We start from the raw sequence: 12,521 nt of genomic DNA on the forward strand, positions 1-12,521 counted from the left end.
ACCCTAAAAGGGGAGGCGATTCGGCGGCGGCTGCCGGGTCGCGCCGCCGAGTCGTCCGCGTGTCTTCGGGTATTCTCTGGAGAACATCCGCGGCGTCGCCGCCGGCTCAGAGCCGGTAGAGCCGCGTGGTCCAGAACTCTCTGGACGCCTCCGTGAGCGCCGTCTCGGGGTCGCCGCTGGCGTCGACGGTCGCGGTCAGCGCGGCTCGGTCGCGGAACTCACCGAGGACGGTTCGCTCGCCGAGCACGACGAGGTCGGCGTCGTCGCCGGCTCTCTCGCCCGCGCCGGACCCGCCGCCGAGGAACTCGTCGAGCGCCTCGTGACAGCGGTCGATGTGGTCGTCGATTTGGCCCTCGCGGATGCGCTCGAACCGCCCCTGCGAGAACCCGCCTTTCGAGTGGGCGGACTTCACGTCGCTCTCGAAGCCCTCGACGAATTCGAGGTCGCCGTCCTCGTAGCGGCCGAGGGCGAACAGGTCGCCGCGGACGAGCGCGACGGCGGTGGTCTCGGTCGGGTGGAACCACGCCGGGTCGAGGTCGAATCCGTCGCTCCAGCGGTCGAAGTCGTCGGGCTGGCGGGGCGGCGAGAGCGCGACGCTCACTACTCCGGCGTCGTCGGTGAGCGCGACGCAGGGCGCGGCCCGGCGGACGAGCGGGGCGCGGCCGCCGAACGCGGACTCGGCGGCCGCGGGGAGCGAGCGGTCGTCGGAGACGGCGGCGGTGAGCGCGCCCTCCTCGTCGGTCGAAAGCGAGTCGAGGCGCGACAGCACCTCGCGGAGGCGGTCGCCGCGGAGGTCCTCGGTCCCGCGGAAGTCCAGCGAGTCGTCGTCGCCCGAGAGGCGCTCCACGCGGTCTTCGAGTTCGGTGATGCGGTCTTCGAGGCGGTTGACCTCCGCCTCGGCTTCCTGTCGCGCGCGGGCCGCCTCCGCTCGCCGCTCGGACTCGCCCTCCAGACGCCCGGCTAACGCGTCGCGTTCGTCTTCCAACTCGGCGATGCGCGCTTTGAGTTCGGCTCGACCCAACAACTCGTCCAGCATACACGGACGCGTGCGGGCCGACCACTTGAGCGTTCGGACGCGGGGACGGGGCGCGCGGCGGGCGTTCCGCCAGCGCGACGACGGCGGCGGAGCGACTCAGGCCAGCCTGTCGTCGGGTCGGTCGGGGCCGGAGCCGCCGGGGCCGCCGGGTGCGAGGTCGTCGGGGTCGTAGCCGGCGTACCGGAGCAACTCGGCGGCTCGCGGGGCGTCGGCGAGAAGCACCGGTCGGTCGTCCGGGAGCGCGTCGGAGTCCACGGCGTCTCGGGGGAGCGCGAGCGTCCCCGAGGGAACGCCGTCGTCGCCGACGACCGGGAAGTGGGCCGTGTCGAGTTTCATCACGAGCGGGTAATCGACTCGCTCGACGCCGCGGCCGTCCGTGTAGACGCACTCGTTGAGTCGCTCGTGTTCCGTTCGGTGAATCGCCGCCTCGGCCCCGTCGTACGGTTCGACGTACAACCGACCGAGGAAGTAACTGCTGGAGAAGCGTTCGAACATCTGTGCGTGTGAATGTCAACCACGAACAGTGATAAGCCTTGTCGGAACCATTTATATCGACACGCAATTCCACCGCCGAGACTCGGGGACGGCAGTCGGCATCGGCAGACGAGAACGCGGCTCGCGTGGGAGAGAGCCGGTCGCGAAAACGGGCCGGTTACGGGGGTCTTACTCGTCGCCGCGGGTCGCCGCGGTCATCGACCAGACGGCGACGAGGCCGAGCGCGAGCGCCGGGAGCATCGGCAGGGCCAGCATGGCCGCGAGGTACGGTAGGCCGGCCATCGCCGGCAGCGACGGCACGAGGTACACCGCGCCGGGGATGACGAGGAAACAGAGCGCGACGACGCCGACGAGCACCCAGCCGCGACTTCCGAAGCCGGTCGCTTCCGGCTCCGAGCCGTCGCCGCCGACCGCGGGGCCGTCCGGCCGGTGGACGTAGGTGTCGGACTCGGCGGTCGCGTCCTCCCGAGCCGTGGTGTCAGAGCTCACTGTCTGGGATTACGACCACCTTGCCAAAGCCCTGTCGCTCCTCGATGAGTTCGTGCGCGCGGTCGATTTCGCTCATGGGGAGCGTCTCGCGGATGCGGGGTTCGAAGGTGCCGTCCCAGACGAGGTCGAGCACCTCGTCGGCCTCGCCGGGCGTCGCCATCGTCGAGCCGATGACCGAAAGCTGGTTCCAGAAGATGTAGTTGAGCCCCGCGCCCGGGTCGGGGCCGGTGGTCGCTCCGCAGGTGACGACGCGGCCGCCCTTGACGAGGCTCTTGAGCGACTGCTTGTAGGTGGCCTCGCCGATGTGGTCGACGACCATGTCGACGCCGCGGCCGTCCGTGAGCGTCTGAATCTCCTTCGAGAAGTCGTCTTCCTCGTAGTTGATGACGTGGTCCGCGCCGCACTCCTCGGCGTACTCCAGTTTCTCGTCGGTGGAGGCGGTGGCGTACACCTCAGCGCCCGCGTAGTCGGCGATTTGGACGGCCGCGTGGCCGACGCCGCCGGACGCGCCGAGGACGAGCACTTTCTCGCCGGGGCGGAGTTCGCCGCGGTCGACGAGCATCCGCCACGCGGTCTGGAAGACGAGCGACGCGGAGCCGGCGACCTCCCACGGCACGCCCTCGGGGACGGGCACGAGGTTCTCCTCGGGAATCGCCGCAAACTCGGCGTGGACGCCGCGGACGTGTTCACCGATGATGTGGAAGTCCGGCGCGAGCGTCGGGTCGCCCTTCCGGGAGAACTCGTCGCCGCCGCCGGCGACGCCCGCGATGAGTGCGACGCGGTCGCCCGCCTCGAACCGGGTCACGCGCTCGCCGACCTCGGTGACGACGCCGGCCATGTCGCTGCCGGGGATGTGCGGCATCTCCAACTCGACGCCCGGAAGCCCCCGTCGCGTCCAGATGTCGAGGTGGTTGAGCGACGCCGCCTTCACGTCGACGAGGACCTCGTCGGGGTCGACCTCCGGCTCCGGGAAGTCGCCGTATTCGAGGACGCCTCGGTCGCCGTGTTCCGTGAATTGGACCGCTTTCATCTCGACCCGACCGAGGATGGGCAGGAACTAAAGTGTGTTTTTACGCCAATCGTCTTTCCTCTTGTTCGACAACCGACGAACTCTCGTGGATTCAAATCATATCGGTGCGAAGATATATACGGCACAGGGTTCCCAACACAGTCGAGTTCGACAGTCACGCGCGCCGACATCTACACCGGCGACCCGTACAGGTGGTGGTCGACAGCCGTCCGACTCGTTGGAAGGAGTATCAGGTACGTGAACGGAGACGAGACTTCAGCACAGCTTTCGCACCTCCTCGTGAGGCGGTCGTCGTTCATCCGGGCGCTCGCGGAGCGACCGCGAGACAAGCGCGGCCTCGCGGACGACCTCGACACCTCGCGGTCGACGGTCGACCGCGTCGTCCGCGAACTGCTCGACGCCGGCCTCGCCGAGCGCGCCGAGGGTCGGTATCGGCTGACCTGCGTCGGCCGGTGCGCGCTCGGCGCGTACGACGAGTGTCTCGACTCGCTCCGCGGCGTCCGCGCGGCGCGGGACCTCCTGTCGATGCTGCCGGCCGACGCGCCGCTCGACCCCGCGTTCCTGACGGGCGCGACGGTCCACACGTCGACGCCGGACATCCCGGACAGCGCGATTCAGGAGCTGTTTTCGAGCGTCGAGGACGCGGAGCGAGTCTACGGCGTCGCCCCGGTCGCGCTCGTCGGCCAACTTCGCCCGTTCTACGAGACCGCCACCGAGGGCGGGACGGTCGTCGAGATGGTTATCGCCGACGAGCTGTTCGACCGGCTCGCCGCCGCCCCGGACTCGCACGCGGTCATCGCAGACCAGCTCCGACACGACTCGGTGACGCTCTACCGCGGGGAGGTCCCGTTCCGGTTCGGCCTCTGGGTGACCGAAGCGGAGGCGGGACTCGTCGTCTACACCGACACGGGCGTCGGCGGAGTCGCCCGCAACGACACCGAAGCCGCCGTCCAGTGGGCCACAGCGCAGTTCGAAGCGCTCCGCGAGAACGCGGACCGCCTGACGCTCGACTCGCTCGACGAAGTCACAGACGACGGGTGAGCCGCGCCCTCCGAAGCGGGGTGTCCGTGAACCGGCGGCCGCAGACAGACGACCGCCGGGCGACGCGGGAATTTTATCGCCAGACGACGAAGCCGCGGCCGTGAGCGACCACGACCAGCACCACGGGGCCGACGACCACGGCCGCGACCAGCACCACGGCGAGGGGGACGGCGACGACGACCACGGCCACAGCCACGACCATCACCACCACGACGTCGACGACCTCGAAGCGGCGGTGCTGACGATTTCCTCGACCCGCGACGTTGACGACGACCCCGCGGGCGACGCGATAGCGGAACTGCTCCACGAGGCGGGCCACTCGGTGTCGGTCCGTCGGGTCGTCGACGACGACTACGACGAGATACAGACCGCGGTCGCGCGGATGGCCGACCGCGGCGACGTCGACGTGACGGTCACGACCGGCGGAACGGGCGTCACGCCCGACGACCGAACCGTCGAGGCGGCGACGCAGTTGTTCGAGAAGACGCTTCCCGGCTTCGGTGAACTGTTCCGGCGGCTCTCGTACGACGACATCGGAACCAAGGTCGTCGGCACCCGAGCCACCGCGGGCGTCGTCGACGGGATGCCGACGTTCTGTCTGCCGGGGAGCGAGAACGCCGCCCGACTCGGGACCGCGGAGATAATCGTCCCGGAAGCGCCGCATCTCACCGGACTGGCGCGGCGCGACGCGGAGTAGGAAAACGCCCACAGAATCGGGGGTCGTCGGGCGAATCCGACTGCAACGTCTGCCCAGTCGCGGCCATTTAAGTTCGCGCACGCGCTCCGAAGAGATATGAGCCAGCAGTCCCCACGCGAGGAGGACCCGGACGACGTGTTCTCCAGCGGTAAGGACCCGAACCTCCGCAGCACGGAGGTCACGGAGGGTCCAGACAAGGCCCCGCACCGTGCGATGTTCCGCGCCATGGGCTTCGACGACGAGGACTTCTCGTCGCCGATGGTCGGCGTGCCGAACCCCGCCGCCGACATCACCCCGTGTAACGTCCACCTCGACGACGTTGCCGACGCCGCCATCGAGGGCATCGACGCCGCGGGCGGGATGCCCATCGAGTTCGGGACCGTCACCATCTCCGACGCCATCTCAATGGGGACTGAAGGCATGAAGGCCTCGCTCATCTCCCGCGAGGTCATCGCCGACTCCGTCGAACTCGTCTCCTTCGGCGAGCGCATGGACGCGCTCGTCACCGTCGCCGGCTGCGACAAGAACCTCCCCGGCATGATGATGGCCGCCATCCGAACGGACCTTCCCTCCGTCTTCCTCTACGGCGGCTCCATCATGCCCGGCCAACACGAGGGACGCGAGGTGACCGTCCAGAACGTCTTCGAGGGCGTCGGCACCTACGCCGAAGGCGACATGAGCGCCGACGAACTCGACGACCTCGAACGCCACGCCTGCCCCGGCGCGGGCTCCTGCGGCGGGATGTTCACCGCCAACACGATGGCCTCCATCTCCGAGGCGCTCGGGATGGCCCCCCTCGGGTCGGCCTCCGCGCCCGCCGAGTCCGACGAGCGCTACGAGAACGCCCGCCGCGCCGGCGAGGTCGTCCTCGACTGCGTCGAAAACGACCGCCGCCCCTCCGACATCCTCACGAAGAAGTCCTTCGAGAACGCCATCACGCTCCAGGTCGCCACCGGCGGGTCGACCAACGCCGTGCTCCACCTGCTCGCGCTGGCCGCCGAGGCCGGCGTCGACCTCGATATCGAGGAGTTCAACGAGATTTCCCGGCGCACGCCGAAGATCGCCAACCTCCAGCCCGGCGGCACGCGCGTCATGAACGACCTCCACGAAATCGGCGGCATCCCGGTCGTCATCCGCCGTCTCGTCGAGGCCGGCCTGTTCCACGGCGACGCGATGACCGTCACCGGCCGCACCATCGCCGAGGAGCTCGACCACCTCGACCTCCCGGACGACGACGGCCTCGAAGCGGACTTCCTCTACACGGTCGACGAGCCGTATCAGGACGAGGGCGCAATCAAGATTCTCACCGGCAACCTCGCGCCCGACGGCGCGGTGCTGAAGGTGACCGGCGACGACGCCTTCCACCACACCGGTCCCGCCCGCGTCTTCGAGAACGAGGAGGACGCGATGCGCTACGTGCAGGAGGGCCACATCGAGGAAGGCGACGTCATCGCCATCCGAAACGAGGGACCGCGCGGCGGCCCCGGCATGCGCGAGATGCTCGGCGTCACCGCCGCCGTGGTCGGACAGGGCCACGAGGACGACGTGGCGCTCCTCACCGACGGTCGGTTCTCCGGCGCGACGCGCGGCCCGATGGTGGGCCACGTCGCTCCCGAGGCGGCCGAGGGCGGCCCCATCGGTCTCCTCGAAGACGGCGACGAGGTGACCGTCGACATCCCGAACCGCGAACTCTCCGTGGACCTCTCTGACGAGGAACTCGACGCGCGGAAGGAAGACTGGGAACCCAAGCCGCCGGCGTACACCTCCGGCGTGCTGGCGAAGTACGCCCGCGACTTCGGCTCCGCCGCGAACGGCGCGGTGACGAACCCGGCGCTCACGCGCGACGAATAACGGCGAGTCGCCGCGACGCGGACGCCGCCGTCCGCCGTCAGAACAGGCCGGATCCGAACGCTCGGTACAGGGCGAGAATCCCGACTCCGAGCGCGGTTCCGGCCGGAACCATCGCAATCACGTTTCGCGGCTGTTCGGTGAACCCGTAGACGCACAGGCCGAGCGGGACGGACCGAAGCACGTCTATCGTCCAGTCCGGGAGGACGGGCGAGAGCCCCGACCACGGAACCAAAAAGAGGAGTCCAGCGCCGCCGAAGAACGCGATGATTCGGTTCCACCGCCACGAGGAGAACTGCACGGCGCAGTCGACAGCAGCTATCGAGTTGACAGTTTCGGTGCGGAATCCGGTCGCGGCGTCACCGACTCCGCATCTGCGATGTCACCGACTCCGCGCCCGCGGGGTCGCCGGGTCGACTCCGCTTAGGCCACGCGGTTCCGCAGGTCGTCGTCGCCGGCGTCCAGTTTGTCGAGGTTTTCGGCGATGATGTCGGCCATGCGCTCCCAGTACTTCGGGGTGTGGCCGGCGTTGTGGGGCGTGATGAGGACGTTCTCGAACTCCCAAAGCGGGTGGTCCGCGGGGAGCGGTTCGGGGTCGGTCACGTCGAGCGCGGCCCCGCGGATACCGTTGCTCCGGAGTTGGGAGACGAGCGCGTCGGTATCGACGACCGGACCGCGGCCGACGTTGACGAGGACGGTGTCGGGAGCCATCGAGGCGAACGCGTCGGCGTCGACGAGGCCGCGGGTGGCGTCGGTCAGCGGGCACGCGATGACGACGTAGTCGGCGCGCGCGAAGGCGTCGTGGAGGCCCTGTTCGTCGTCGAAGCCGACGACCTCGTCGGTCGGGCCGCCCTTCTCCGGCGAGTAGCGCACGCCGACGGTCTCGACGCCGAACGGGTCGAGCCGGTCGACGACGGCCTCACCGAGCGCGCCGAGGCCGACGACGGCGACCGTCGAGCCTTGCAGTTCGACCGTCGGGTACGACTGCCAGACGTTCGCCTCCTTCTGTCGCTCCGCGACGTGGAAGCGGCGGGCGAAGTAGAGGAGGCTGCCGAGAACCTGCTCGGCGATGTTCGGGCCGTGGACGCCGGAGGCGTTGGTGACGGCCACGTCGCGGGCCTCGAACGCCTCGATGGGGAGGTGGCCCGTGCCGGCGAACACGCAGGCGAACAGGTCGAGGTTCTCGGCGGCGTCGAGGTCGGCTTCGCTCACGTCGAACCCGGTCGCGACTTGGACGCGAGAGAGGAGGTCGCGCTCCTCGGCGGGCGTCGTTGCGAGGGCGACCTCGCGGTCGGGGAGGCGCTCGCGGAGCGTTTCGGCGTACGCCTCGGCAGACAGGCCGTGAATCTTCTGCCGAAGCACCGCGATATCTGGGTCGGACATGCTCGATGATTCTCGAAGGCGGTGATGAATCTGTCCGATTCGGGCGGGGCAGAGCGGGGCGGGAGGGGGCCGCTCACTCGATGGGCTCGCGCCGCCGCGGGCGACGTTTCGAAATCGTTCGGGTGACCGCGACCGCATCGACCGTCGGGTCGACGACGAACCGGGAACCGTCTTCACCGAGTTTCCACGCAACGGGCGCATACCCCTGTGGGGCGGGGCCGCCGTCGACGAAGACGAGGTCGCCCGTCTCGTCGCGGAACACGACGGGCTCTCGCGATTCGTCCGGCTCGTCTGCGGTCATTGACTCGGAGCTACCGCGGTCTCCGCTATAAACCTCCGTCTCTGGTTATCAGACGCGGTATTTAGTTGGTATTCTCCGACAAAATCGATAGCAACTACCGGGATGTTCGTCCTCTCGAAATTATCCCTGTTCGTACCGTCGGGCGCGGTGCGGAGGCCGTCGGGGCGTCGTTCTCGGAGCGTGGCCGAGCGGCGGCGCGTCGGTGTCGCGGTCGCGCCACGCGCCGGAAAACGGGGCGAGCGGCGCTCGGGCGCGCGGTCTCGAAACCGTCGGACGCCGCGTCGGTTCAGGGGGTTTAATACCCGAGCAAAGTGCTGTAACGGTATGGAACGCGTAGATGTCGCCATCATCGGCGGCGGTCCGGCCGGCACGTCGGCGGCACACGCCGCGGCCTCGGCCGGGGCCTCCGCCGTGGTCCTCGAAAAGGGCGTCCCCCGAGCAGACCGACCGGGCCTCGGGCCCGATTCGACGGACGCGGCCGGTATCCTCGACTACTGGGTGGACATCATGGGCATCCACCCCGACGAGTTCCCCGACGACATCGTGCTCGATATCCTCGACCGCGCGGAGTTCATCGGGCCGAACGAGTCGCTGACGCTTCGAAGCACCGGTATCGACTCCTCGTACGACGAGTTCGGCTACACCTTCCACCGCGCGAAGTTCGACGACTGGCTCCGCAGTCGCGCCGAAGACGCCGGCGCGGAGTACCGCGTGAAAGCCTCCGTGCGCGACGTGGAGACCGACCTCGACGCCGCGGGCGACGACCCCCGCCACGTCGTCCGCCTCGCCAACGGCGAGGACGTGGGCGCGGAGTTCGTCGTCCTCGCCGACGGCCCCCAGCGGACGGTCACGAACAAGGTGCTCGACGACCTGCTTCCGTTCCCCATCACGGACCGGCTGTCGTCCACCGAGGCGAACCACATCGCCTATCAGGAGCACCGCGAGTTCCCGCCGGAACTGTTCGACGAGGTCGACGGCGCAATCAAGTTCTGGTGGGGCTACATGCCCGGCCACACGGCGTACCCGTGGGTGTTCCCGAACGACGACAACGTCTGCCGGGTCGGTCTCACGATGCCAATCGGCCTCGATATCGACGAGGTCGACGACCGCGATGCGTACAACCTCCTCCGCGAGGACGACGAGCGCATCCCGCAGGGCCGCGAGTACGTCCGCCGCCTCCTCGAACAGGAGTACGGCGACGAGTACGACATCGACGAGGACTTCCCGCTCGTCGAGGACCGCGGGAAGACGAAGGGGACCGAGACGTACGCCATCTCCTCGACGCGACCCATCGACTCGCCCGCGGAAGCCGGCATCGCCGTCACGGGCGGCGCGATGGGCGCGACCTCCGCCTTCCACGAGGGCGGCGACCACGTCGCCGTCCGGACGGGGGCCATCGCCGGCGAACTCGCCGCCGAGGGCGACCTGAGCGACTACAACGAGCGCTGGAAGGAGGCCATCGGCGACGAGATTCTCCGCAACGTCGCCATGGCCGAAATCGTCCACGACTACGGCCCCGCCCAGTGGGACAAGACGTTCAAGGCGGCCCGGAAACTCCTCGAAAAGGACGAGGGCTACAAGGCGTTCGGGGCCGCGAAGCTCAGCGCCGGGTTCAGCGCCGCCAAACTCGCCACGCAGTACCAGCGAACGAAAGTGAAGTACCGCAAGGGCAAGTACGTCCAACTGCGCGAAGACGAGTACGCGTTGTAGCCGACGGAAGAGTTATCGGTTTCTCCGAAGCTCTGTTAGTCGATGGCCGGTCGACCCTCTCGGCGTCAGCTGCTCCGCCGCGGAGCCGTCGCCGTCGGCGTCGGACTGACCGGCGCGCTCGCGGGCTGTTCGTCGCTTCGAGGCTGTTCGTCCGCCGAAATCTTCCTCCGGGCGGAACTGGTCGGGAACGCCCCGGACGGGGCGACCGTCGTCGACGCCGCCGACCCGCGGGTCGCAAACAGCCCGTGGGTGCTGAAGGTGGTCGAGGCGGCCGCCGAGGGCCACCCGCGCGAGTCCAGCGTCACCGACTGTCTGAGCGACTACGACGCCCTCCGCGCGGACCTCGACGCGCTCCCGTCGGTCGACCGGTCCGAAGACCGTCTCTACTACGTCCGCGTCGACGGGCAGGTCGTCCGGCTTCGGGCCGTCTTCTTCGCCGGCGACGACGCCCGCCGGTCGGAACTCGTTTTACCCCCGGCGCGCTAGGGTCGGGTGCGTACCTCAAGTCCCCGGCCGAGTGTTCCCGCTTCGGGAGCGATGACAGCACGGCGAACCCGGGTGCGCGACAGCTACTGGCCGGCTGACGCCGGCGTACTTCGGAACGTCCGCGCCCGAAAGACGGACCGCCCGGCACGAGGGTTTCCCGGTCGACGCGGCACGCCGCCTCGGGATGAGACCGGCCGTTAGTGTTCTGGGCGACATCTTCACTCGGCGAGCGGCGTCGCTGATTGTCGGCGGTCCCCAGTCCGACCCGCGAGTGTGACGAATCAGAACCCCCGCGAGCGACCGCTATCGGTCCCCGAACGTACCGGACCGTCCACCGAGAGCCACGAGTATCGCCCGGCGGTAGCGGGCGGCCAACGCCGTCACCACGAGCCGGTCGCGGTCGTTGACGCCGAGGGCGACGAGCGCGCCCACGTACGTCACCAGACCCAGCGCCGCGCCGGCGACGACGAGTCCGCCGGTCCCGGCTCCGACCAGCGTCTCGCGGACGAGGAACATGACGCCGGCCGCGGCGACGCCCGCGCCGAGGGGTTTGAGAAACGTCGCGTCGATGGGCCACAGCCCCTCGAAGCGCCGCAGGAGGACGACCTGAACCGAGTTCTGGACGGCGATGGCGACGGCCGTGCCCAGCGCCGCGCCGGCGAGGCCGAACGCCCGGACGAACGCGAACGTGAGGAGCGTGTTGAGGACGGCCAGAAGCCAGTCGAGCGCCATCCGGGCGTACTGGTGGTCGGTCATCATGAGCAGCCACCCCGTCGCGCCGACGGCGCTGCCGACTAACACGCCGCCGAGGTAGATGACGAGCGGGACGTAGCCCGCCGCGAAGTTCGGCCCGAACGCGGAGAGAATCGACCGCCCGTACACCGCGAGCACGGCGAGAATCGGAACGACGCAGGTGACGATGAGCCGCGTCACCGCCGTGTACACCGCGTTGAGCGTCTCCATCTCGTCGTCCGCGTAGAGTCCCGACGCGACCGGCGGCAGGAGCATGTTAAACGAGAGGAGCGGAATCCACGCCAGCGTCACCAACACGAGCACGACGTTGTAGACGCCCGCCGCCGTCGCGGTCAGGAGGAAGCCGACGAGCATCACGTCGACGCGGTTCTGGAACACCTTGCCGAGGCTGCTCAGCGCGATGGGCGCGGAGTGGTTGTAGAACCGCCGGGCCTCGGAGCGCAGGCCGCCGACGGACGGTCGGATGCCGCTCGCCGAGACGACCATCGGAAAGCCGAGTACCGCGAGTCCGGCCATGCCGACGACGAACGCGGCGGCGACGCCGACCAGCGAGTACCCGAGCGCCATCGCACCCACGGCACCGACCAGCTTGACCGCCGGGCGGAGGACGCGATTGAAAAGCGCCTCGCCGCGGGCCGACTGCACGGCTCTGAGGACGCCGGCGTGAATCCGCACCACGCCGACGAGGACGACCAGCGCCGCGAACAGGTGTATCGTCGGCGGGAAGTCGGGGTGCGAGACCGTCGCGTCGTTGAGCCGCCCGCTCGTGAGTACCAACCCGCCGGCGAGTCCGAGCCCGACCGCGAGAGTCGTGAGATACGCCAGTGCCACCACTCGCCCCCGTCGCTCGGGGTCGTCGTCGTCCGCGGAGAGATACCGCTGGAGCGTCCCGACCGACCCGAAGTTCACGAGGCGAAACAGGAGTTGCGAGATGCGCCACGCGAACGCGTAGACGCCGTAGGCGACCGGGCCGAGGCCCTGCGCGAGCACGTACTCGGTCGCCGTCGTCAGCGCCCGCTGGAGCGACTGCCCGCCGGAGGCGACGACCGCGCCGTGCCCGATGGTCAACAGCGCCTCGCGCTCGTCGTCGGGGATGTCGGCGTCGGGCGCGGCGTCAGAGATATTGGCGGCGGAGATGTCGGCGTCGGGGATATCGGTGTCGGAGATGTCGGCGTCGGGACTCCGGTCGTCGGAACCGTCGGCGTCGGGTGTATCGGAGGGCACTGTCGCGTCTCTGTCGCTTGTCGAGGTC

General features: G+C 69.3%; 13 protein-coding genes. 5 read left to right on the plus strand and 8 right to left on the minus strand.

Annotated elements, in window-relative coordinates; translation table 11 throughout:
• Positions 1-106: 106 nt before the first annotated feature.
• From E4P24_RS13395 to E4P24_RS13410, 4 genes are all read right to left on the minus strand, one after another.
• The gene (locus E4P24_RS13395) at positions 107-1,036 is read right to left on the minus strand and encodes a Vms1/Ankzf1 family peptidyl-tRNA hydrolase (RefSeq protein ID WP_004062340.1); all 930 of its coding nucleotides are present in this window, start codon (positions 1,034-1,036) and stop codon (positions 107-109) included.
• 96 nt (positions 1,037-1,132) lie between these two features.
• Positions 1,133-1,531, minus strand: coding sequence for a DUF5802 family protein (locus tag E4P24_RS13400; protein WP_004062338.1), 399 nt, complete (start codon positions 1,529-1,531; stop codon positions 1,133-1,135).
• A gap of 168 nt (positions 1,532-1,699) precedes the next feature.
• Positions 1,700-2,020: a hypothetical protein gene (locus tag E4P24_RS13405; protein WP_115861795.1), complete on the minus strand. Its 321-nt coding sequence runs from the start codon at positions 2,018-2,020 to the stop codon at positions 1,700-1,702.
• Entirely contained in the window at positions 2,010-3,050 is a 1,041-nt protein-coding gene (locus E4P24_RS13410; RefSeq protein WP_004042764.1) for a zinc-binding dehydrogenase, read from the minus strand. The genes E4P24_RS13405 and E4P24_RS13410 overlap by 11 nt, the downstream gene beginning before the upstream one ends.
• A gap of 237 nt (positions 3,051-3,287) precedes the next feature.
• On the opposite strand from E4P24_RS13410, the gene E4P24_RS13415 reads away from it, so the two are divergent.
• From E4P24_RS13415 to ilvD, 3 genes are all read left to right on the plus strand, one after another.
• On the plus strand, positions 3,288-4,091 hold the full coding sequence (locus tag E4P24_RS13415) for a winged helix-turn-helix domain-containing protein (RefSeq protein ID WP_115802840.1): 804 nt from the start codon (positions 3,288-3,290) through the stop codon (positions 4,089-4,091).
• 100 nt (positions 4,092-4,191) lie between these two features.
• Complete coding sequence (locus tag E4P24_RS13420) at positions 4,192-4,788, plus strand: molybdenum cofactor synthesis domain-containing protein (RefSeq protein WP_188148584.1); 597 nt, start codon at positions 4,192-4,194, stop codon at positions 4,786-4,788.
• 96 nt (positions 4,789-4,884) lie between these two features.
• The gene (ilvD, locus tag E4P24_RS13425; RefSeq protein ID WP_115802839.1) at positions 4,885-6,639 is read left to right on the plus strand and encodes a dihydroxy-acid dehydratase; all 1,755 of its coding nucleotides are present in this window, start codon (positions 4,885-4,887) and stop codon (positions 6,637-6,639) included.
• A 37-nt stretch (positions 6,640-6,676) separates the two neighbouring features.
• On the opposite strand, the gene E4P24_RS13430 is transcribed toward ilvD, so the two are convergent.
• The 3 genes from E4P24_RS13430 to E4P24_RS13440 form a co-directional block, all read right to left on the minus strand.
• Positions 6,677-6,937, minus strand: a complete 261-nt coding sequence (locus E4P24_RS13430) for a hypothetical protein (protein ID WP_004062328.1) — start codon at positions 6,935-6,937, stop codon at positions 6,677-6,679.
• A 122-nt stretch (positions 6,938-7,059) separates the two neighbouring features.
• Positions 7,060-8,019 carry a D-2-hydroxyacid dehydrogenase gene (locus tag E4P24_RS13435; protein WP_004062327.1) on the minus strand — a complete coding sequence of 320 codons (960 nt, stop codon included), beginning with the start codon at positions 8,017-8,019 and terminating at the stop codon, positions 7,060-7,062.
• Positions 8,020-8,092: 73 nt separating this feature from the next.
• Positions 8,093-8,320 (minus strand): hypothetical protein, encoded by a 228-nt coding sequence (locus E4P24_RS13440; RefSeq protein WP_004062324.1) that lies wholly within the window; start codon positions 8,318-8,320, stop codon positions 8,093-8,095.
• Positions 8,321-8,644: 324 nt separating this feature from the next.
• Between E4P24_RS13440 and E4P24_RS13445 the strand changes: the two genes are divergently transcribed.
• Together E4P24_RS13445 and E4P24_RS13450 are read left to right on the plus strand one after the other, a co-directional pair.
• Positions 8,645-10,030 carry an NAD(P)/FAD-dependent oxidoreductase gene (locus E4P24_RS13445; protein WP_006601488.1) on the plus strand — a complete coding sequence of 462 codons (1,386 nt, stop codon included), beginning with the start codon at positions 8,645-8,647 and terminating at the stop codon, positions 10,028-10,030.
• 42 nt (positions 10,031-10,072) lie between these two features.
• On the plus strand, positions 10,073-10,516 hold the full coding sequence (locus E4P24_RS13450; protein ID WP_006601489.1) for a hypothetical protein: 444 nt from the start codon (positions 10,073-10,075) through the stop codon (positions 10,514-10,516).
• Positions 10,517-10,819: 303 nt separating this feature from the next.
• Here the strand turns inward: E4P24_RS13450 and E4P24_RS13455 are convergent, their stop codons facing one another.
• A complete protein-coding gene (locus tag E4P24_RS13455; RefSeq protein WP_188148585.1) occupies positions 10,820-12,493 on the minus strand; it encodes a lipopolysaccharide biosynthesis protein in 1,674 nt (557 codons plus the stop codon).
• Between the last annotated feature and the right edge of the window lie 28 nt (positions 12,494-12,521).

The sequence above is a fragment of the Haloferax sp. AS1 genome (assembly GCF_014530665.1).
In the GTDB taxonomy this organism is placed as follows: domain Archaea; phylum Halobacteriota; class Halobacteria; order Halobacteriales; family Haloferacaceae; genus Haloferax; species Haloferax volcanii.